The 20,226-nt window shown below is 65.2% G+C and carries 18 protein-coding genes and 1 other RNA gene; 14 read left to right on the top strand and 5 right to left on the bottom strand.

What is annotated here, in order from left to right:
- Positions 1–51 precede the first annotated feature (51 nt).
- A complete protein-coding gene (locus tag CT676_RS05850; protein WP_085399264.1) occupies positions 52–687 on the bottom strand; it encodes a TetR/AcrR family transcriptional regulator in 636 nt (211 codons plus the stop codon).
- Positions 688–887: 200 nt separating this feature from the next.
- On the opposite strand from CT676_RS05850, the gene CT676_RS05855 reads away from it, so the two are divergent.
- The 5 genes from CT676_RS05855 to CT676_RS05875 all read left to right on the top strand — a co-directional run bounded on the left by CT676_RS05855 (position 888) and on the right by CT676_RS05875 (position 8,942).
- Complete coding sequence (locus tag CT676_RS05855) at positions 888–2,198, top strand: HlyD family secretion protein (RefSeq protein ID WP_085399265.1); 1,311 nt, start codon at positions 888–890, stop codon at positions 2,196–2,198.
- Between the two features lie 29 nt (positions 2,199–2,227).
- A complete protein-coding gene (locus CT676_RS05860) occupies positions 2,228–3,811 on the top strand; it encodes a DHA2 family efflux MFS transporter permease subunit (protein ID WP_085399266.1) in 1,584 nt (527 codons plus the stop codon).
- A 496-nt stretch (positions 3,812–4,307) separates the two neighbouring features.
- A complete protein-coding gene (locus CT676_RS05865) occupies positions 4,308–6,107 on the top strand; it encodes an ABC transporter ATP-binding protein (RefSeq protein ID WP_085399267.1) in 1,800 nt (599 codons plus the stop codon).
- A gap of 57 nt (positions 6,108–6,164) precedes the next feature.
- Positions 6,165–7,571, top strand: a complete 1,407-nt coding sequence (locus tag CT676_RS05870; RefSeq protein ID WP_085399268.1) for an MATE family efflux transporter — start codon at positions 6,165–6,167, stop codon at positions 7,569–7,571.
- Between the two features lie 90 nt (positions 7,572–7,661).
- On the top strand, positions 7,662–8,942 hold the full coding sequence (locus tag CT676_RS05875; protein ID WP_085399269.1) for an O-antigen ligase family protein: 1,281 nt from the start codon (positions 7,662–7,664) through the stop codon (positions 8,940–8,942).
- On the opposite strand, the gene CT676_RS05880 is transcribed toward CT676_RS05875, so the two are convergent.
- A complete protein-coding gene (locus CT676_RS05880) occupies positions 8,939–9,682 on the bottom strand; it encodes a sulfite exporter TauE/SafE family protein (protein ID WP_071910378.1) in 744 nt (247 codons plus the stop codon). The genes CT676_RS05875 and CT676_RS05880 overlap by 4 nt on opposite strands.
- A gap of 231 nt (positions 9,683–9,913) precedes the next feature.
- Between CT676_RS05880 and CT676_RS05885 the strand changes: the two genes are divergently transcribed.
- Positions 9,914–10,174, top strand: coding sequence for a hypothetical protein (locus CT676_RS05885; protein ID WP_085399270.1), 261 nt, complete (start codon positions 9,914–9,916; stop codon positions 10,172–10,174).
- A gap of 7 nt (positions 10,175–10,181) precedes the next feature.
- Here CT676_RS05885 and CT676_RS05890 read toward each other — a convergent pair whose 3' ends face one another.
- Entirely contained in the window at positions 10,182–11,552 is a 1,371-nt protein-coding gene (locus CT676_RS05890) for a PLP-dependent aminotransferase family protein (RefSeq protein ID WP_167767958.1), read from the bottom strand.
- Positions 11,553–11,601: 49 nt separating this feature from the next.
- Between CT676_RS05890 and CT676_RS05895 the strand changes: the two genes are divergently transcribed.
- Together CT676_RS05895 and CT676_RS05900 are read left to right on the top strand one after the other, a co-directional pair.
- The gene (locus CT676_RS05895) at positions 11,602–12,060 is read left to right on the top strand and encodes a DUF983 domain-containing protein (protein WP_071910384.1); all 459 of its coding nucleotides are present in this window, start codon (positions 11,602–11,604) and stop codon (positions 12,058–12,060) included.
- A 72-nt stretch (positions 12,061–12,132) separates the two neighbouring features.
- Positions 12,133–12,846, top strand: a complete 714-nt coding sequence (locus tag CT676_RS05900; protein ID WP_085399286.1) for an alpha/beta hydrolase — start codon at positions 12,133–12,135, stop codon at positions 12,844–12,846.
- Between the two features lie 167 nt (positions 12,847–13,013).
- Here the strand turns inward: CT676_RS05900 and rnpB are convergent.
- Positions 13,014–13,493: RNase P RNA component class A (gene rnpB / locus CT676_RS05905), an RNA gene on the bottom strand.
- 149 nt (positions 13,494–13,642) lie between these two features.
- Between rnpB and CT676_RS05910 the strand changes: the two genes are divergently transcribed.
- The 3 genes from CT676_RS05910 (at position 13,643) to CT676_RS05920 (ending at position 15,676) form a co-directional block, all read left to right on the top strand.
- Positions 13,643–13,993 carry a YciI family protein gene (locus CT676_RS05910; RefSeq protein ID WP_063981532.1) on the top strand — a complete coding sequence of 117 codons (351 nt, stop codon included), beginning with the start codon at positions 13,643–13,645 and terminating at the stop codon, positions 13,991–13,993.
- Between the two features lie 100 nt (positions 13,994–14,093).
- Positions 14,094–14,444, top strand: a complete 351-nt coding sequence (locus CT676_RS05915) for a YciI family protein (protein ID WP_063981533.1) — start codon at positions 14,094–14,096, stop codon at positions 14,442–14,444.
- Positions 14,444–15,676, top strand: a complete 1,233-nt coding sequence (locus tag CT676_RS05920) for an RNA polymerase sigma factor (protein WP_167767976.1) — start codon at positions 14,444–14,446, stop codon at positions 15,674–15,676. The genes CT676_RS05915 and CT676_RS05920 overlap by 1 nt, the downstream gene beginning before the upstream one ends.
- Positions 15,677–15,795: 119 nt before the next feature.
- Here the strand turns inward: CT676_RS05920 and CT676_RS05925 are convergent, their stop codons facing one another.
- Complete coding sequence (locus CT676_RS05925; RefSeq protein ID WP_193560871.1) at positions 15,796–16,659, bottom strand: N-acetylmuramoyl-L-alanine amidase; 864 nt, start codon at positions 16,657–16,659, stop codon at positions 15,796–15,798.
- A 430-nt stretch (positions 16,660–17,089) separates the two neighbouring features.
- Between CT676_RS05925 and rsmH the strand changes: the two genes are divergently transcribed.
- The 3 genes from rsmH to CT676_RS05940 are packed head-to-tail and all read left to right on the top strand — an operon-like array spanning position 17,090 to position 20,226.
- Complete coding sequence (rsmH, locus tag CT676_RS05930) at positions 17,090–18,079, top strand: 16S rRNA (cytosine(1402)-N(4))-methyltransferase RsmH (protein WP_167767959.1); 990 nt, start codon at positions 17,090–17,092, stop codon at positions 18,077–18,079.
- 3 nt (positions 18,080–18,082) lie between these two features.
- A complete protein-coding gene (locus CT676_RS05935; RefSeq protein WP_014492951.1) occupies positions 18,083–18,475 on the top strand; it encodes a hypothetical protein in 393 nt (130 codons plus the stop codon).
- Positions 18,472–20,226 carry a penicillin-binding protein 2 gene (locus CT676_RS05940; RefSeq protein WP_071910386.1) on the top strand — a complete coding sequence of 585 codons (1,755 nt, stop codon included), beginning with the start codon at positions 18,472–18,474 and terminating at the stop codon, positions 20,224–20,226. The genes CT676_RS05935 and CT676_RS05940 overlap by 4 nt, the downstream gene beginning before the upstream one ends.

Genomic DNA, 20,226 nt, shown 5'->3' on the forward strand with positions numbered 1-20,226 from the left:
GCTTAATATAATGCCGCGGCAGCGGGCTGCGCAACGAGTGGCACGCCGCTGCTACTTCGCGCGGTACGCCGCCAGAAACATCCGCGTCGCGCTGTCGACGACCTCGGTCATGCGCTCTTCCGACGGCGCAGGCGCGGCCTGGAAAACGAACGGCAGGAAGAGCGAGGCCTTGCACAGCTCCATGAACTGTGACGCTGCCAGATCGCAATCGTCGATCTTGAGGTCGCCGGAGGCGACATGGATTTTGAGATATTCGGAGAGCCGGTTGATGGTCTTGTCCAGCACGCGCAGATAATAGCGGCGGCCCACGTCAGGCATGCGCTCGGCGATCGCCATCACGGTGCGGATCGCCGAACCGCCGCCGGGCCGGCACAGCAGATGGATATAGGCCTGGCCAAAATCCTTCAGCGTGGTCTCGGCGTCGCGCGCGGGATCGAAATTGAAAACGACCTGGCCGTGCTGGAGCGCCTCCTGCTCGAGGATGGCTTCGAACAGCGCGCATTTGTCGGCGAAGTAGACGTAGAGCGTGCCCTTGGAGACCTGCGCCGCGCGCGCGATCTCGCCCATGCTGGCGCCGTCGAAACCGAGATCCATGAACACCTTGCGGGCTCCGTCCAGGATCTGGCGGCGCTTGGAGCTGTCCTCCTCTTGGACGACGTGGAGATGTTCGCGGCCGGCTACAACCATTGGTTCAGCGTCTCGGAAGGTTTCTGGATCGGGCCCGACCCATGAAACCCAAATAAAGGATTCGGGCCAGTAGGGTCCTGCCCGGGAATATTATCTATGTTGACCGAACCGTTCGGTCAATGATATTTGGAATGGGCGAAAGGGAACCGGCCGCAGGAGGGCCGTCCCTGGTCGCCGCTTTTTTTGTTGGGGAGGCCTTTATGGCCGTATCGAGAGACCAGGCTGCGCGCGTCCTTCGCCAGGAAGCGGTGGAGACGACGCCGGGGCATGCCGGCAGTGAAGCTGCGACCGAGAAATCCGTCGCCCTTGCCGAGCAGTTGCGCTCTCATGTGGCCGAGGAAACCAAGCGCCGCACCAATGAGGCGCCGGAGACGCCCGTGACCGACAAGCCGGCTGCACCCGCTGCCGCCGACGCGCCGAAGCCCGGCAAGCGCAAATTCGTCCTGATGGGTGTTGGCCTCGTGCTGGCGCTCGCGGCCGCGAGCTATGCCGGCTACTACACGCTGGTCGGCCGCTTCTACGTCTCCACCGACGACGCCTATGTCCGCGCCAACAACACCATGCTGGGCGCGCGCGTTGCCGGCCACATCTCTTCGATCCTCGCCGGCGACAACACGACCGTGCGCGCCGGCGACGTCGTCTTCCGCATCGATGACGGCGACTACAAGATCGCGGTCGATGCCGCCGCGACCAGGATCGCGACCCAGCAGGCCACCATCGATCGCATCGGCCGCCAGATTGCAGCGCTCGACAGCCAGGTTGCACAGGCCAAGGCGCAGCTCGTCTCGGCCGAGGCGGGCCTCAAGCGCGCCGATCTCGATTATGAGCGCCAGCAGGCGCTGAGCAGCAAGGGCTTTGCTTCGCGCGCCACGTTCGAAAGCTCGGAAGCCGGACGCGACCAGGGCGCCGCCGCGGTCAAGGCCGCCCAGGCCGCCTACGACGTCGCGGTCAGCAATGTCCACGTCACCAAGGCGCAGCAGGCCGAAGCGCAGGCGCAGCTCGCCGAGCTCAAGACCTCGCTCGCCAAGGCCGAGCGCGATCTCGCCTTCACCGCGGTGCGCGCGCCGGTCGACGGCACGTTCTCGAACCGCCTGGTCAGCGCCGGCGACTTCGTCGCGGTCGGCCAGCGTCTCGGCAACATCGTGCCGCTCGACGACGTCTATATCGACGCCAATTTCAAGGAAACCCAGCTCAAGCGCATCCGTCCCGGCCAGCCGGTGACGATCAAGGTCGATGCCTACGGCATGCGCAAGTTCTCCGGAATCGTCGACAGCATCGCAGCGGGCTCCGGCTCGGTGTTCACGCTGCTGCCGCCCGACAACGCCACCGGCAACTTCACCAAGATCGTGCAGCGCGTGCCGGTCCGCATCCGCGTGCCGAAGTCGGTGGCGAAGCAGAACCTGCTCCGCGCCGGCATGTCGGTCTATGCGACCGTCGATACCAACAAGGGCGCCGCCGACGCCGACAGCGAGATCGATCTCGACGATCCCACCGCGATCCACCCGCAGTAGCCACAAATCGAGCGCTGCGAGGTCAGACCATGGCCAACGCCACCACCGCCTCACCCGCCATGATGGCGAACCCCGACTCGGAGCGCATCGCGCCGAAGCGGCTGTTCGCCTTCATCATCATGGTGTTCGGGATGTTCATGTCGATCCTGGACATCCAGATCGTCTCGGCGTCCCTCAGTGAAATCCAGGCAGGCCTGTCGGCAAGCTCCAGCGAGGTCGCCTGGGTCCAGACCGCCTATCTGATCGCCGAGGTGATCGCGATCCCGCTGTCGGGCTTTTTGTCGCGCGCTTTCGGCACGCGGCTGCTGTTCGCGATCTCGGCCGCGGGCTTCACCGCCTCGAGCCTGCTCTGCGGCTTCGCCACCACGATCGAGGAGATGATCCTCTGGCGTGCCCTTCAGGGCTTTTTGGGCGCCGGCATGATCCCGACCGTGTTCGCCTCGGCCTATACTGTATTCCCGCGCTCCAAATTCCACATCGTCGGTCCCATCATCGGGCTTGTTGCGACCCTGGCTCCCACGATCGGCCCGACGGTCGGCGGCTACATCACCGATCTGATGTCGTGGAACTGGCTGTTCTTCATCAACGTCGTGCCCGGCATCGGCATTACGCTGGGCGTGCTGGCGCTGGTCGATTTCGACGAGCCGCATTTCGAGCTGCTCGACCGCTTCGACTGGTGGGGCCTGCTCTTCATGGCCGGCTTCCTCGGCACGCTGGAATATGTGCTGGAGGAAGGTCCGCAACATGAGTGGATGCAGGACACGTCCGTCGCGATCTGCGCCTGGATCTGCGCGGTCTCGGCGATCGCCTTCTTCTGGCGCGTGTTCACCGCGGCCGAGCCGATCGTCAATTTGCGCACCTTCTCCAACCGCAATTTCGCGGTCGGCTGCGTCCTGCAGTTCTGCATCGGTATCGGGCTCTACGGCCTGACCTACATCTATCCGCGCTACCTCGCCGAAGTGCGCGGCTACAGCGCGCTGATGATCGGCGAGACCATGTTCGTCTCGGGCATCACCATGTTCCTGGTCGCGCCGCTGGTTGGCCGTCTCATGGTGAAGGTCGACATGCGCTACATGATCGCGTTCGGCCTCATCGTGTTCGCGATCGGCTCCTACCAGATGACCTGGATCACGCGCGACTACGATTTCTACGAGCTGCTGGTGCCGCAGATCCTGCGCGGCATCGGCATGATGTTCGCGATGGTGCCGACCAACAACATCGCGCTCGGAACGCTGGCGCCCGACAGGGTGAAGAACGCCTCCGGCCTGTTCAACCTGATGCGCAATCTCGGCGGCGCGGTCGGCCTTGCCGTCATCAACACCGTGCTCAACAACCGCACCGATTTGCACATCACCCGCCTTCAGGAGCGGGTGACCTGGGGCAATGCGACCGCGACCGAAACCCTGACCATGTTCATGCAGAAATTCCAGGGGCTCGGCGATTCCACGCTGATGGCGATGAAGCAGCTCAGCCAGATCGTGCACCGCCAGGCCGTGGTGATGAGCTTTGGCGACGCCTTCTTCGCGCTGACGCTGTTCTATCTCGGCCTCAGCCTGCTGGTCACGCTGCTGAGCAAACCGGCCTCGATGACCGGTGGCGGCGACGCGCATTAGGCAAGCGGCTTACGAGGTGTCATCGCCCGCGGAGGCGGGCGATCCAGTACTCCGCAGCGGAAGTTGTGTGAGCTAACTATCGCCGCGGAGTACTGGATGCCCCGGTCAAGCCGGGGCATGACAGCGGAGATTGAGGCGGCGGCGATGCCGGACCAAGGCGCCACGCACCAAATTGCAACACTCGTCCGTGAATTCGCGGGGGCCCCGTTGCAAACCGGAAACGATACATCTATAAAGCGCACCTCATTCAATCGAGCCAGGGAGAGATTTGCATGATTTCGTCGCACTCGCAGATCGTACGCCCGCGTTCGATGTTCTGGTTCGGTATGTCGGCGGCCTGTTAGAGGCCTCTTCCGCCAGATTCGATCGGGTCACGAGTCCCGATCTCTCCACTTCCCAAGTCAAAATCAGTTGTGAGTGACGCCGGTCAGCCCTCCGTGGCGGACTTGCGTCCGTCGATGGAGCCGGCCTGCGCCGAAAGCGGCCGGATAATGTCATGACCTCTCTGTCAAAAAGGCCCGCGGCCATACGCGTGGTGCTGCCCTTCGTATTCCGGCACTGGCTGAAGCAGCCCGGACGCGGCCTGATCGTGGCCGGCGGCCTGCTGGGCGCAACCATCGCCGACCTGTTCATGCCGGTATTCTCCGGACATCTGGTCGATGCGCTGACGCGCGGCTCGTCCGATCCCGACGCGCGCCGCGCGGCGCTGGTTGCGTTCGGCGCCATCGTGGCGCTCGGAGCGGCGTCCGTGGTGCTGAGGTTGATCGGTCTCCAGGCGATCGTCCCGTTCACGCTCAAGATCATGTCGGATGTCGCCCAGGAGGCCTTCACGCGCGTGCAGCGCTTCTCGACCGACTGGCACGCCAACTCCTTTGCCGGCTCCACGGTGCGCAAGGTCACCCGCGGCATGTGGGCGCTCGACCTGCTCAACGACACCATCCTGATGGCATTGGCGCCGTCTCTGCTGGTGTTGATCGGCTCCATGGTCCTGATCGGCCTGCACTGGACGTCGCTCGGCGCGGTGATCGCGGTGGGCGCGCTTTTCTACGTCGCCATCACCGTGCTGTTCTCGACGCGCTACATCGCGCCGGCCGCGCGCGTCTCCAACGCCTGGGACACCAAGGTCGGCGGTACGCTGGCGGACGCGCTGACCTGCAACGCCGTAGTGAAATCCTTCGGCGCCGAAGCGCGCGAGGATACGCGGCTCGCCCGCGTCATCAACCGCTGGCGCGTGCGCGTGCGGCGGACCTGGTTTCGCTACAACTACACGGCCATGGCGCAGCTCTCGCTGCTGCTATGCCTGCGTGCGTCCGTGATCGGCGGCGCGGTGCTGCTGTGGATGTCCGGGCACGCGTCGCCCGGTGACGTCACCTATGTGCTGACGAGCTACTACGTCATCCACGCCTATCTGCGCGACGTCGGCATGCACATCAACAACCTCCAGCGCTCGGTCAACGACATGGACGAATTGGTGGCGATCCATGGCGAGCCGATCGGGATTGCCGATGCGGCCAGTGCGCGACCGATCGCGATCGAGGCCGGCGAGATCGTATTCGACGACGTCACGTTCCACTATGGCGGCCATCGCGCGCCACTGTATGACGGACTGTCGGTCACGATCCGCGCCGGCGAGCGCGTCGGCCTGGTCGGCCGCTCCGGCTCCGGCAAGACGACCTTCGTCAAGCTGGTGCAGCGGCTGTACGACGTCTCCGGTGGTCGCGTGCTGATCGACGGGCAGGACATCGCGCTCGCTACGCAGCAATCGCTGCGCAGCCAGATCGCGATCGTGCAGCAGGAGCCGATCCTGTTCCACCGCACGCTTGCGGAGAACATCGCCTATGGCCGGCCCGGTGCCAGCCTGGAGGCGATCGAGCACGCGGCGCGGCTGGCGAACGCGCACGACTTCATCCTGCGCCTGCCGAAGGGCTACGGCACGTTGGTTGGCGAGCGTGGCGTGAAGCTGTCGGGCGGCGAGCGGCAGCGCGTGGCGCTGGCGCGCGCCTTCCTGGCGGATGCGCCGGTGCTGATCCTGGACGAGGCGACCTCGAGCCTCGATTCGGAATCGGAGGCGCTGATCCAGCAGGCGATGGAGCGGCTGATGAAGGGCCGGACCTCGATCGTGATCGCGCACCGGCTGTCGACGGTGCGCAGCCTCGATCGGATCCTGGTGTTCGACCGCGGCGAGATCGTCGAGCAAGGCACCCATGCCATGCTCGCGAGCAAGCCCGGCGGCATCTATCGCGGTCTGTTCGAGCGCCAGGTGGTGGAGCTCGGGCGCATCGCGGCGGCGGAATGAGAGGCGCGCGGCAGCGGGACGAAAGTCCCGCGGTCACGCCGTTAAGGATGGAATGAGATGAAGGACCTGACGCGCGGCTCCATCGTGAGCCACATCCTGAGCATGGCGCCTCCGATCGTGGTCGGCATGATCACGATCATGATCTGTCAGCTCGTCGATCTGTATTTCGTCTCGGGTCTGGGCGAGGCGGCGATCGCCGGCGTCGCGGCGGCCGGTAATGCGGGCTTTCTGGTCAACGCGCTGATGCAGGTGCTCGGCGTCGGCACGGTTGCGCTGATGGCGCACGCCGTGGGGCGGAAGGACCGCGACGACGCCAATCTGGTCTTCAACCAGTCGGTCGTCCTGTCGGTGCTGTTCGGGATCCTGACATTGGTCGCGGGCCTCGCTCTGTCGCGCCCCTACATGCGCGCGGTTGCAGCCGACGAAGCTACGGTCGAAGCCGGTACCGTTTATCTGCTCTGGTTTATGCCGGCGCTGGCGCTGCAATTCGCCACGCAAGTGATGGCTTCCGCATTGCGGGCGACCGGCATCGTGCGGCCGAGCATGCTGGTGCAGGCGCTGGCCGTGGTCATCAACATCGCGCTGGCGCCGGTCCTGATCACGGGCTGGGGCACCGGACATGCGCTCGGTGTCGCCGGTGCCGGCCTTGCCAGCTCGATCGCCGTCTTCGTCGGCGTGCTGATGCTGTTCGGCTATTTCCTCAAGCTGGAGCGCTACGTCGCGTTTCACCCCGAGCAGTGGCGGCCGCAGCTGCGGCAGTGGAAGAGAATCCTCAATGTCGGCCTGCCCGCAGGCGGGGAATTTGCGATGATCTTCATCATCATGGCCGTGGGCTATTACGTGCTGAGCATTTTTGGCCCGGCGGCGCAGGCGGGGTTTGGCATCGGGACGCGTCTCCTCGGGCTGATCCAGATGCCGGCGCTCGCCATCGCCCTCGCTGCAGGGCCCATCGCCGGCCAGAATTTCGGCGCCGGCAATGGAGCACGTGTGCGGGAGACCTTTGTCAAGGCGTCGCTTATCGCGACCGCCGTGATGATTGTCTTCATGATACTCGCGCAGTTCGCGCCCGGTCTGTTGCTTGCCGGCTTCTCCAGGGATCAGGAGACGATGGCGGTTGCGTCGCTGTTTCTGCGCCTCGTCTCGCTCAACATGGTGGCGCAGGGGCTGATCTTTACTTGCTCCAGCATGTTTCAGGGGCTTGGCAACACCAAGCCGGTGTTGTGGACCTCGGCGACGCGGGTTCTCACCTATTCCCTGCCGTCGATCTGGCTCTCGACGTGGCCGGGCTTCCGGATGGAGCATGTCTGGTATTTGTCGATCGCGACGACCACGCTACAGGCCGCCCTGAGCGTGTGGCTGTTGCTCCGGGAGTTCAGAAAGCGCCTTGCGCTGCCGGCACAGGAGAAGGTCGCGAAGCCGGCAAATCCCGAGCCGGTTGTGCCTCCAATGCGCGAGCCCGCGTAGCAGATTGAACGGACGCGCGCTTGTCGCCCACCCACGGCTCCGGCTAGTTTGCCGCGCCGTGGGTGGGCCGCGAATCTGCAAGGGACAGCAATGACCGAGGTGTTGAACGAGCAAGGACGAGCGTCCTGGCTCTCCGCGATCTGGGCGGCGCGCTACCGCACACCGGCCCGCTTCGTCGCGCTGGTCGCGTTGCTGCTGCCCTGGAGCACCACCGGCGTGACTTTTGCGCTCGTGCCCTGGCTGATCGCCTTTGCTTTCATCGACCTTCGCGAACTCCCGCGCTCGCTGCTGCGCCCGATCTGCCTGCTGCCGATCGCGCTGTTCGTGCTGGCACTCGTCGGCACGCTCTGGTCGGTTGCGCCCTGGGCCGAGCGGCTGCACGCGCTCGGGCCGCCGGCAAAACTGCTGGTGATCCCGCTGCTGATCTACCAGTTCGAGCGCTGGCCCTACGGCAAATGGGTTTTTGCGGCGTTCCTGGTCTCCTGCACGCTGCTCATGCTGTACTCCTTCACTGTCGCGATCGATCCCAGGCTCTCGCTGAAGCTCTATCTGTCGCGCGGGCCCTACCAGGTCGAGAGCGGGATCGCCGTGCGCAATTATATCGACCAGAGCCAGGAATTCGCGCTCTGTGCGATCGCGCTGGTGTACCCGATCGTGACGCTGGTCCAGCAGGGCCGCGTTCGGATCGCGGCGTTGTTCGCCGTATTGGCGCTCGGCTTCCTCGCCAACATGATGTTCGTCGTGGTCTCGCGCACGGCGCTGGTGACGCTGCCGGTCCTGCTCGTGGTGTTTGCACTGCTGCATCTGCGCTGGCGGGTGGCGCTCGTTGCCGGCGCTGCGACGGCGTTGATCGCCGTAGCGCTCTGGGCCGTCTCGCCGCATCTGCGCGCGACCGTCGGCAAGTTCCAGAGCGATTATGAAAGGAGCCTGGAGGCCGACAACAATTCGATTAGCGGCATGGGCTCGCGTCTCGAATACTGGCGGAAGTCCCTTGGGTTCATCGCCGACGCGCCGCTGATCGGCCACGGCACCGGCTCGATCCGCGGTCTGTTCGCCGGCGTGGCCGCCAATCCGCACGACGACCCGCTGCGCGGCGAGATCGTCAGCAACCCGCACAATCAGCCCCTGAGCAATGCCGTGCAGTGGGGGATGGTCGGCGTGCTGGTCCTCTACGCGCTGTGGATCGCGCACCTCTTGATGTTTCGCGGCGAGGGGCTAGCCTGCTGGATCGGTATGCTGGTCGTGGTGCAGAACATGCTGTCCTCACTGCTCAACACGCATCTGTTCGATTTCACCTCGGGCTGGATCTACGTGCTCGGTGTCGGCGTCGCCGGCGGCATGGCGCTCGCGGCGAAGAGGACGCGCACCTAAAGCGCGGCAATACTGTTCCAGACGAGGGTGAGGCCCGACAGGAACAACAGGCCGAGCACGACGTCGCCAAAATGCTTGTCGTTCAGTGCGTGATAGACGCGGGCGCCGGCCCAGGCGCCGATCAGCGTGCCCGGGAAGGCGACCAGCGCGAGCCAGACCACCTTGAATTCGACGAGACCCGACGCCGTCTGCAACACCAGCGCGGTCGCGAGCACGGTGAAATTGAAGAGCTGGAAGATGCCGCGCCGCTCGTGCTTGTTCCAGCCGCGGATATTGGCCCAGAGGATCGGCAGCGGCCCGGACAATCCGGCGAGGCCGCCGAGAATGCCGCCGGCAAAGCCGATCGCGCCGTCGGCAATGCGGCCACCGAACGTCACGGCGAGGGGCCTCTTGTTGAGATAGAGAGCGGTCGAAAAGATCAGGATCAGCACGCCGACGCTCAGCTTGAATACTTTTGGATCGGCGGAGGCGATCAGCATGGTGCCGAGCGGCACGCCGATCAGGCCCCCGATCAGGAACGGCCAGACCAGCGACAGGTCGAAACTCTTCCACATCGACGGCAGCGTCGAGGTCTGCGCGATCACCGAGCAGATCAGCACCAGGGGCACCGCGAGCGAGGGCGGCAGGACGTAGAGCCAGATGCCGAGCGCCATCAGCGCGGTCCCGAAGCCGGCCAGTCCCGAGACGAAGCCGCCGGCCAGCGCGCCGAACAGCAGCAGCGCATAAGTGAGCGTTTCCAACAGATTGTCCTTGTCGCAATGGGCGATCCCGAACTGTTGATCGCCAACGCCCGCATAGCACGGCTGCGGCCGTGCAGGTCAATTCCAAAACCGCACGCAAGCGTGATCCCCAACCGCGGGCTTTCGCCAAAGGCAGGCCTACATGATGACCATACTTCAATCCGGGGGCCTGCCCGACGCCATGATGCGCTCTCATTGGCCTTTCCCCGAACGAGATGATGGAGAACGACCATGACCCGCACGAAGATTGCCGTTGCAGCCGCGCTGCTGTCTGCGGCGGCCCTGATGCCGACGATGGCGCAGGCGCAGTTCTCCGAACCCGCGGCCTATCAGGCCGCCCATCCCGACCGCGATGTGCTGAACGGCGGCCAGCTCACGCCTGCGGCGCGCGCGGCTCGTGGCGAGACAGTGGCACCGAGCGAGGCCTATGCGGCTTATTCGTCAGGCGTGACGCCGGTCGTTCGCCCGCGCCACCGCCGTCACCACCGATAAGAAGAGCCTAGACGATCTGCCTCGTGTCGGCCGGCCTGTGCAGCGCGCCGACCAGGATGCGCAGCGCTTCCGTCAGCTCCGATCGATTGCGCGCGGCGCCGAGCGAGACGCGCGCGGCATGCGGCGGTGTTCCGTCCACGGTGAAAGCGTCGCCGGCGACGACTGCAAGTCCATTCCGCAACAGATGCGCGGCGACGTCGGGGCGGCCCTCCGGCAGCCGCAGCCAGAGATGATGGGCGGCGGGCTTGGCCAGGAATTGAATGCCTTTCAGCGCGCGCTGCGCAAGCTGCTGGCGGCCGATCGCCTCGTTGCGGATGGCGGTGATGATGCGATCGGCGATGCCGTTCTCGATCCAATGCGTCACCAGCGCGACCATCAGCGGCGCCGGCATCTGCACGGTGGCCTGCAGGCCGGCACGCATGTCGCGCTGCGCGGCGTCGTCGGGCGTCAAGAGATAGGCGACGCGCAGCGCCGGCGCGATGCATTTCGACAGCGTGGTCGCGAGATAGGTCCGCTCCGGAATGAGGTTTGCGATCGGCGATGCCGAACGGTCGAGCAGCCCATAGGCATCGTCCTCGATCAGCGCCGTATCGGCATCGCTGATGATCTTTGCGATGGCGTTGCGCCGCTCGGCGGAAAGCGTCGCGGTGGTCGGATTGTGCAGCGTCGGAATGAGATAGACGGCCTTCGGCCTGTGCGCGCGACAGGTCTTCGCCAGCGCATCGGGCAGGATGCCGCCATCATCCATGGCGACACCGACGAGCTTGACGCCGAGCCGCGCCGCGGCGGCCTTGATGCCGGGGAAGGTGAGGGCTTCCGTCAGCACGACGTCGCCGGGCCGCGCGAGCTGAGCGAGCAGGTTGAACAGGATCGTCTGCGTACCGGGAAAGATCACGAGCCTGTCGGCGTGTGCGTGCGAAACGCGTGCACGCATCCAGCGGGCCGCGACCTCGCGCTCATGCGCGCTGCCGCCGGGCGGCTGATAGTTGAGATGCGCCGTCAGGCCCGATTGCGCGCGGATGGCTTCCATCCCGGCAATGATCCGCTCATCGAGTTGCGCTTCGAGCGGATGCGGCGGCACGTTCATCGAGAGGTCGATCGCGACCGGGTGCGGCATGTCGACCGCGCGGCGCGCGCTGGTCTCGGATACGAATGAGCCTTGTCCGACCCGGGCTTCCATGATGCCGCGGCGCCGCGCCTCGGTGTAGGCACGCGTCACCGTGGTGAGGTCGATGCCGAGGGCCTTCGCCAGCGCGCGCTGCGTCGGCAGCTGCTGGCCGCGCACCAGCCGGCCCGCGGCGATGTCGGCCTCCATGGCCTCGACGATGCGCTGGTAGCGCGGCCCGCTCAGCTCCGAGATTGTAGGGGTCCAATCCATGCAATTTAGGCCCATATCCTTTGAATGTATGGATACAAGATATTATTGTATGGATCAGCGAAAAGGAAGAGGTGCTGTCATGGCAACCGGTTCAGTCTCTCTCACGAAGGCGATGTGGCGCGGCTTCTTGGGCAAGTGCCCGAACTGCGGCGAAGGACATATGTTCGGGCGCTTCCTGAAAGTGGCCGACAGCTGCGACCATTGCGGCGAGGAGCTGTTTCACCAGCGCGCCGATGACTTCCCGGCTTATCTGGTGATGGTCGTAGTCGGCCATCTCGTGGTGCCGGCGATCCTCGCGGTCGAGACGGCCTACGCGCCGGCGGTCTGGCTGCAACTGGCCGTGTGGTTGCCGGTAACGCTGTTCGCTTCGCTCGCGCTGCTGCAACCGACCAAGGGCGCCATCGTCGGCCTGCAATGGCAGATCGGCATGCATGGTTTTGAGGCGGGCAAGCTGCGCCGCGAGGCCGTCGCGCCCGTCCTCGTGAAGGTGAACACCCGCGCGGCCTGAGGGGCCGCAGCGTTTACATCGCGCGCGCGGCGGCTACACTCCATCGTAGAAACAAGAACGATGGAAATGCCGATGGCCGCACGCGCGAAGACTTTTCTGCTCTGTCATGGCGCATGGTCCGGCGGATGGGCCTGGAAGAAGATGCATCCGCTGATGGCGCAGGCCGGCCACCGCCTGGTGGCGCCGACCTTCACCGGGCTTGGCGAGCGCGCGCATCTGGCCAGTCCCGCGATCGATCTGGATACGCACATCCAGGACATCCTCAACGTCATCAAGTTCGAGGACCTCGACGACATCGTGCTGCTCGGCCACAGCTATGGCGGCATGGTCGCGACCGGTGTTGCCGACCGCGCGCGCGAGCGCGTCACGCAACTGATCTATCTCGACGCCTTCGTGCCGCGTGACGGCCAGTCGCTGTTCGATCTCAACGAGGGCGGCCGCGAGCCGATGCGCAAGGCGACTGCCGCGGGCGACGGCTACCGCATCCCGCCGAATCCACCGCCGCCGGATACGCCGCAGGCCGATCTCGACTGGCTCAATGCGCGCCGCATCAACATGCCGATCAAATGTTTCGAGACGAGGCTCAAGCTCGAGCATGGCGAGCCGGCGATGCCGCGCAGCTACATCTATTGCAGGCGCATTCCGCCGGGCGATGTGTTCGGGCAGTTCGCGAAGCGCACGAAGAACGAGGAGGGCTGGCGCTATTTCGAGCTCGATGCGAGTCATGCGCCGAACGTGACGGCGCCCGAGGCTTTGATGGGCGTGTTGAACGAGATTGTCGCTTAGTTCGCAGCCGTCATTCCGGGGCTCGCGAAGCGAGAGCCCGGAATCCATCAGGCGGCAGAGTCGGTGGATGAATGGATTCCGGGCTCGTGCTGCGCACGCCCCGGAATGACAGCCGGGTCAAAATGGTGAGGGGCTCGATGCGGTCAGCATCGAACCCCTCGTTGCAAGATATCAGCCGGCCTGTAAGCCGGGTTCTGTAAGGCACCGTCCGCTTGCGCGAACGATACGTGACGGCCATTCCTCTGGGACCATGTTTGCACATGGCCTCGAGCAACCTACCCGGACGGCGGGCCTGACATCGCCCCGCGGCGTTATCGCTTGCGCGAACAGCCCGCTACGCCGTCCCTATTCGGTTTTGCTCCCGGTGGGGTTTACCATGCCGGCTCCGTTGCCGGAGCCGCGGTGCGCTCTTACCGCACCTTTTCACCCTTACCTGCCTACGCAGCTTGCGCTGCTACGGCACGGCAGGCCCGAGGGCTTGCCGCGCCAGAGCCCCGAAGGGGCGTCGGCGGGCGGTTCGTTCTCTGTGGCACTTTCCCTGGGGTTGCCCCCGCCGGACGTTATCCGGCACCGTATGTCAAGGGAGCCCGGACTTTCCTCCCCGGCGGCCTTTCGGCACCTGCCGGAGCGGCCGTCCGGCCGACTGACCGGCTACGCATGGGGCATTTGTGACGGTTCCGTCAAGCAGAGATCGCCGCGCACGCCGGCTGCGAATAATTTATCCTGAACATGTCGTTGGGCGTGGGCCCGGTTCGACTGGATGCCGGCAATCCAGCCGAGCAACAGGAGTTAAGCGATGCAGTATTTGCTGCTGATCTACCGGAACGAAGCTCAACAGAGCAAGATGGACCCCGCAGATTACCAGAAGCTGTTGGCGGAGTATTCCGCCTACACCCAGTCCATCGTCCAGAGCGGCAACTTCAAGGCCGGCGACGGGCTCCAGCCGACCTCGACTGCGACCACCGTTCGCGTTCGCGACGGCAAGGTACTCGCGACCGATGGTCCGTTCGCCGAGACCCGCGAGCAACTCGGCGGCTATTATCTCGTCGAGGCGAGAGACCTCGACGCAGCGATCGCGATGGCCGCGCGGATTCCCGGAGCCAGGGACGGCTCGATCGAAGTCAGGCCCGTGATGATCTACAAATGATCTCGTCCCCTGATATCGAATAATTATCCCGAGGATGTCGTTTGATGTTGGCCCCGTTCGACTGGATGTCGGCAATCAGGCCGAACAACAGGAGTAAGCCATGCAGTACCTACTGCTGATCTACCGGAACGAAGCGAAAATGATCAACATGTCCCCCGCGGACCGTCAGGCGCTGTCGGCGGAGTACGGCACTTACACGCAGTCCATCGTCCAGAGCGGCCATTTCAAGGCCGGCGACGGGCTTCAGCCGACCACGACGGCGACCACCGTGCGCGTGCGCGAGGGCAAGACCCTGACGACCGACGGTCCCTTCGCGGAGACTCGCGAGCAACTCGCCGGCTACTATCTGGTCGAGGCCAAGGATCTGGACACCGCCGTCGGACTGGCTGCTCGGATTCCCGAGGCCAAAGAGGGATCCATCGAAGTCAGGCCGGTCATGATCTACAAGTGATCTGTCCTGCCGACATCGCTCGGATTTTTCGCGACGAGGCGGGGCGGGTGCTTGCCACGCTGATCCGCCTCGTCGGCGATTTCGATCTCGCCGAGGACGCGCTCCAGGATGCCTTCGCGGTCGCGCTGGAGCGCTGGTCGGCGGGCGAGGTGCCCGATAATCCGCGCGCCTGGCTGGTCAATGTCGGTCGCAACAAGGCGATCGATCGCATCCGGCGGCAGGCCGTGTTCCGCGGCAAGCAGCGGGCGCTCGTGCATGAGCTCGAGTTCAACGCGCAGGCGCGCGACGAGCCGCCAGCAACGCTCGATGACGATATGCTGCGGCTGATCTTCACGTGCTGCCATCCAGCCTTCGCCATCGAGGTCCAGGTCGCGCTGACGCTGCGCACCGTCTGCGGGCTGTCCATGGCGCAGGTCGCGCGCGCCTTTCTCGTCGGCGAGGATGCGATGGCGCAGCGCCTCGTCCGCGCCAAGCAGAAGATCAGGCTCGCCGGCATTCCTTATGAAGTGCCCGAGCACGCCGCGCTTGCGCCGCGGCTCAACGGCGTGCTCGCCGTGATCTATCTCGTCTTCACCGAAGGCTATGTTGCGACCTCGGGCGCGGATTTGATGCGGCCCGATCTCGCGGTCGAAGCGATCAGGCTCGGCCGGTTGCTCGACCGGCTGATGCCGGATCGCGCCGGGATCAAAGGCCTGCTCGCCTTGATGTTACTGCACGATGCGCGCCGTGCCGGGCGCGAGACCACAGCCGGCGACGTCGTTCTGCTGGAAGAGCAGGATCGTTCGCTCTGGAATTGTGTGCAGATCGAGGAAGGTCTGCGTCTCGTGGACGACGCGCTCCGCGTGCCTGGCCGCCCGCAGCCCTATGCTGTGCAGGCCGCGATCGCCGCGCTGCATGCCCGTGCGCCGAGCTACGAGCAGACCGACTGGCCGCAGATCGCTGGCCTCTACGAAGTGCTCTTGCGCATCAATCCGTCGCCGGTGATCGAGCTTAACCACGCCGCCGCAGTCTCGATGGTCGACGGCCCGGCGCGCGCGCTCGATCTCGTCGACGCGATCACCGCGCGCGGCGGGCTTGGCGGCTACGAGCTGTTGCCTGCGGTGCGCGCGGATCTGTTGCGACGGCTTGGGCGCAAGGACGAAGCGCGCGAGGCGTATGTCGCCGCGACGGCGGCGACGCAGCTGGAGCCGTTGCGGCGGCTCTATGCGCGACGGATGCGGGAGATGGAGTAGTCGCCACGCATTCCGTCATTGCGAGGAGCGAAGCGACGAAGCAATCCAGACTCTTTCCGCGGAGGCAGTCTGGATTGCTTCGCTGCGCTCGCAATGACCGGAGTGTGTGGCTTGCGCCGTTACTTCGCCGCGACTGCCGTCGCATCCGTCGGCAGGCTTGCGAGCAACGCCTGCAATGTCGACAGCGTCGAGTGATCCGCGACACCATCGAGCCGCGCCGGGCGGAAATGGCGCTGGAAGGCGGTGACGACTTCCATCGTCGCGGCGTCGTATTTGCCGGTGAGCGGCACGCCGTAGCCGTATCGGGCGAGCGCCTGCTGCAGGCTCAGCACCTCGTCGCTGATGGTGCCGAGCATCAGGCTCTCGCCGCGCACGACCGGCGCGGGCGTCACCCAGTGTCCGACGCCGGAATTGGCCAGCGAATGCCACGGAAATTTCTCGCCGGGATCCTTCTTGCGCGCCGGCGCGACGTCGGAATGGCCGAGCACCCGGTGCGCGGCGACGTTGCGGCGAAGCATGATGCCGCGGCACAACGTGATCACGGCGGCGATCTGGCGCGACGGATATTCCGGATAGCCCCAGTCATGGCCGCGATTGATGATCTCGATGCCGATCGAGCAGGAGTTGATGTCGTCCTCGCCGGCCCAGGACGAGACGCCCGCGTGCCAGGCGCGCTTGGCCTCGGGCACGCATTGCACGATGCGGCCGTCCTCCAGCACGACGTAATGCGCCGACACTTCGGTGCCCGCCGTGCACAGCCGCGCCAGCGCGCCCTCGACGTCGGGCATGCCGGTGTAGTGCAGCAGGATCATATCCGGCTGCCGTCCCTTGTTGCGGTCGCCATGGTTCGGCGAAGGGATGATGTCGGAGACGATCGAGGAATCCGGCTCGAACGTCCGCGTGTTCGCCGCGGCCTTGGGAACCGGGAGAACGCGTTGACGTTTCGAATCAGATCCAGACGGCGTGGAAGGACCGGACGACATAGACAGCTCAAGTCGGACAGAGAGTGGGCCAAGCCCTTCTCTTTACTATTCCTTTACCCTCCGCCGCGCGCAATCGCGCGGCGCGGTTAATGGATGCATTTTGGCGCATGTGTGTGGATGGAGCATCACCGACGCGTCACCTTTTCGACTTGTAACAAGCCGATCAACGCTTTCTTAACGCTAAGGGCCGTTACTGAGGATTGAAGAGCCGACCCGCGTCCGGAGGCGGCCAAAGCGTATTTTGGCTCGAAATCCCATGGCTGCCCGACAAATTCCACTGGGAACACTGGGTTTGCGGCCCGGGATGACCGGGCTCGGTAACCATGCTGGACGAGGGTTGGGTCGTGGAACCGCCGCGACGCGGAATTATTCGAGGCGTAATGGACTCGCTCGTCCCAGATCTCGCAAGGACGCTCTGCGGGTGTGGCGCATGAGTTCGGTTCCGCACATCCCCGTTCTTGGCCGCGAGGCGGTCGATCATCTCGCGCCGCGCGCGGGCGGGATCTATGTCGACGCCACCTTCGGCGCCGGCGGCTACAGCCGCGCCATCCTCGACGTGCCGGGAACCCGGCTGATTGCGATCGATCGCGACCGCACGGCGATCGCCGGCGGGGCTGAGTTGGTCGAACGCTCCGCGGGCCGGCTGACGCTGGTCGAGGACCGCTTCTCCAATCTCGCCGAGGTCTGTGCGGCGCAGGGCGTCGATGCCGTCGACGGCGTCGTGATGGATGTCGGGGTCTCCTCGATGCAGCTCGACCAGGCCGGCCGCGGCTTCTCCTTCCGTCTCGACGGTCCGCTCGACATGCGGATGGGGCAGGCGGGGCCGACGGCGGCCGACATCGTCGCGCGCGCCTCGGAAAGCGATCTCGCCGACATCATCTATCTCTTTGGTGAGGAGCGGCAGTCGCGCCGCATCGCCCGCGCCATCGTCGCCGACCGGCAGGAGACGCCGTTCACGACAACGCGCGCGCTCGCCGATCTCGTCGGCAGGGTCGTGCGCTGGAAACCCGGCGATATTCATCCGGCGACGCGAACGTTCCAGGCCCTGCGCATCTTCGTCAACGAAGAGCTCGAGGAACTCCAGACCGCGCTCGCTGCGGCCGAGCGCGTGCTCAGGCCGGACGGCCGCCTCGTGGTGGTCTCGTTCCATTCGCTGGAAGACCGCATCGTCAAGAATTTCCTCTCCGAGCGTAGCAAGACAGGCGGCGGTTCGCGGCATCTGCCGGAAGTGGCGCAAACCGCGCCGAGCTTCCAGCTGCTGACCCGGCGGCCGGTGATCGCGGGTGAGGAGGAAGTCGCGCATAATCCGCGCGCGCGTTCCGCAAAGCTGCGCGCCGCTGAACGTACCGATGCGCCCGCGCACGACGACGGCGAGACCTCGTCCTGGCCAAAGCTCTCCGACGTGATGAGGGGCGGCTAGCGCATGCGCTTCATCCACCTCCTCGTCATCGGCGCGCTGATCTTCGCGGCGGCCTACGTCTACCGGATCAAGATGGACTCCACGGCGCGCACCGAAAAGGTGCTGCGGCTGCATGCGGAGATCCGCGAGCAGCGCGATGCGATCGCGGCGCTGCGCTCCGAATGGGCCAAGCTCGATGCGCCCTTGCGCCTGCAGGGCCTGTCCGACCGGCATCTGCCGCTCAAGCCGGTCAACGGTACGCAATATGACTCGCTGAAGAACCTGCCGGAGCGTCCGCCGCGGATGTTCAGGCCGGGCGAGCCGGATCCGATCGGGGCCATGCTCAACACCATCGAAGCCGCGAGCGATCCGGATACGGTGACGGGCTCCGTGCCTCAACCCGAGGACAAGCAATGAGCGCTGTGACCCCGGCCAAGCCAACTCAAAAGCCGCCCGAGCCCTGGCGGCAGCGGCTGATCCGCAGCCTGCTCTACGGGCGCAACGTTGACCGCGCCGCGAAGGCGCGCGCGCGCGTTGGCCTCGCGATGATCGCCTTTACCTCGGTCTACGTCCTGATCGGCGGCCGGCTCGTGATGTTCGCGATCGGTGCCGACGCCCACAGCGCGCGCCGTGCTGCCGCGCAAGAGGTGGTCGCGACCGCGCGGCCCGACATCGTCGACCGCAACGGCGCGATCCTCGCGACCGACGTCAAGGCCGCGAGCCTGTTCGGCGAGCCGCGCCGCATCATCGACAAGGACGAGGCGATCGAGCTTCTCACCGCCACCGTGCCCGACCTCGACGAGGCCGAGGTGCGCGAGCGCTTGTCGGCGCGAAAGGGTTTTGTCTGGCTCAAGCGCGAGATCACGCCGAAGCAGCAGCAGGACATCCACAAGCTCGGCATTCCCGGCATCGGCTTCCTGCGCGAGAACAAGCGCGTCTATCCGACCGGCAACGAGGTCGCCCACCTCATCGGTCTCGTCAACATCGACAACCAGGGCATCGCCGGCATGGAGAAGTGGCTCGACAATCAAGGGCTCGCCGATCTCCACCGCGCAGGCTTTGCTACCGACCGGCTGCAAAAGCCGATCGAGCTGTCGGTCGATCTGCGCGTCGAGCACGCGCTGCGCGACGAGCTCTTGAAGGCCAAGGAGAAGTACCACACCAAGGCCGCCTCCGGCATCGTCTCGAATGTCAAGACTGGCGAGATCGTGGCGATGGTCTCGCTTCCGGATTTCGATCCCAACAATCCGAAGGAAGCGCACGACCCCGACCGCATCAACCGCCTGACCACGGGCGTCTACGAGATGGGCTCGACCTTCAAGGCGTTCACGCTGGCAATGGCGCTCGATTCCGGAAAGATCAATTTGAACTCGTCGTGGGATGCACGCGGAAACCTGCACTACGGCAAGTTCACCATCCACGACAGTCATTCGCTCGGACGTTTCATCAACACCAAGGAAGTGTTCTATTACTCCTCCAACATCGGCGCTGCGCGGATCGCGCTCGGCCAGGGCGTCGAGGCGCACAAGGCGTTCCTTGCCAAGATGGGCCAGTTGACGCGGCTGCGCACCGAGCTGCCCGAGAGCGCGGCTCCGCTGGTGCCGCGCCGCTGGAGTGAGCTGAACACGGTCACCATCGCGTTCGGCCAGGGTCTGTCGGTGGCGCCGCTCCAGGCGGTGATGGGCATCAACGCGCTGATGAACGGTGGCTATTTGATTCCGCCGACCTTCATGAAGCGAAGCGAAGCTGAAGCGGCGGCGATGGCCAAGCGCGTGATCAAGCAAGAGACCAGCGACAAGATGCGGTATCTGATGCGGCTCAATGCGGAGGTCGGGTCGGCGAGACAGGCAGACGTCAAGGGCTATTATGTCGGCGGCAAGACCGGTACGTCCGAGAAAGTCATCAATGGCCGCTACGCCAAGAAGCGGGTGCTCAACTCCTTCACGGCGATCATGCCCTCCGACAATCCAAAGTATCAGATCCTGATCATGCTGGACGAGCCGCAGGCGCTGCCCGAAACGCATGGTTTCATCACCTCGGGCTGGAACGCGGTGCCGACCGGCGGCAAGGTGATCGAGCGGATCGCGCCGCTTCTGGGCATCGAGCCACGGTTTGACCTACCGCCGTCCGACCGCCTTATTCTTGCAGCATCCAGGACAACCCAGTAA

The sequence above is a fragment of the Bradyrhizobium sp. MOS001 genome (assembly GCF_004634465.1).
GTDB classification, from domain to species: Bacteria; Pseudomonadota; Alphaproteobacteria; order Rhizobiales; family Xanthobacteraceae; genus Bradyrhizobium; species Bradyrhizobium barranii.

What these genes read in the sequence shown, in the direction of transcription:
- CT676_RS05870 (WP_085399268.1), top strand. Translation starts at nt 6,165, where the DNA reads ATGAAGGACCTGACGCGCGGCTCCATCGTGAGCCACATCCTGAGCATG.
- CT676_RS05875 (WP_085399269.1), top strand. Translation starts at nt 7,662, where the DNA reads ATGACCGAGGTGTTGAACGAGCAAGGACGAGCGTCCTGGCTCTCCGCG.
- CT676_RS05865 (WP_085399267.1), top strand. Translation starts at nt 4,308, where the DNA reads ATGACCTCTCTGTCAAAAAGGCCCGCGGCCATACGCGTGGTGCTGCCC.
- CT676_RS05910 (WP_063981532.1), top strand. Translation starts at nt 13,643, where the DNA reads ATGCAGTATTTGCTGCTGATCTACCGGAACGAAGCTCAACAGAGCAAG.
- CT676_RS05940 (WP_071910386.1), top strand. Translation starts at nt 18,472, where the DNA reads ATGAGCGCTGTGACCCCGGCCAAGCCAACTCAAAAGCCGCCCGAGCCC.
- CT676_RS05900 (WP_085399286.1), top strand. Translation starts at nt 12,133, where the DNA reads ATGGCCGCACGCGCGAAGACTTTTCTGCTCTGTCATGGCGCATGGTCC.
- CT676_RS05895 (WP_071910384.1), top strand. Translation starts at nt 11,602, where the DNA reads ATGGATCAGCGAAAAGGAAGAGGTGCTGTCATGGCAACCGGTTCAGTC.
- CT676_RS05860 (WP_085399266.1), top strand. Translation starts at nt 2,228, where the DNA reads ATGGCCAACGCCACCACCGCCTCACCCGCCATGATGGCGAACCCCGAC.
- CT676_RS05890 (WP_167767958.1), bottom strand. Translation starts at nt 11,552, where the DNA reads ATGGATTGGACCCCTACAATCTCGGAGCTGAGCGGGCCGCGCTACCAG.
- CT676_RS05855 (WP_085399265.1), top strand. Translation starts at nt 888, where the DNA reads ATGGCCGTATCGAGAGACCAGGCTGCGCGCGTCCTTCGCCAGGAAGCG.
- CT676_RS05885 (WP_085399270.1), top strand. Translation starts at nt 9,914, where the DNA reads ATGACCCGCACGAAGATTGCCGTTGCAGCCGCGCTGCTGTCTGCGGCG.
- CT676_RS05935 (WP_014492951.1), top strand. Translation starts at nt 18,083, where the DNA reads ATGCGCTTCATCCACCTCCTCGTCATCGGCGCGCTGATCTTCGCGGCG.
- rsmH (WP_167767959.1), top strand. Translation starts at nt 17,090, where the DNA reads ATGAGTTCGGTTCCGCACATCCCCGTTCTTGGCCGCGAGGCGGTCGAT.
- CT676_RS05925 (WP_193560871.1), bottom strand. Translation starts at nt 16,659, where the DNA reads ATGTCGTCCGGTCCTTCCACGCCGTCTGGATCTGATTCGAAACGTCAA.
- CT676_RS05915 (WP_063981533.1), top strand. Translation starts at nt 14,094, where the DNA reads ATGCAGTACCTACTGCTGATCTACCGGAACGAAGCGAAAATGATCAAC.
- CT676_RS05850 (WP_085399264.1), bottom strand. Translation starts at nt 687, where the DNA reads ATGGTTGTAGCCGGCCGCGAACATCTCCACGTCGTCCAAGAGGAGGAC.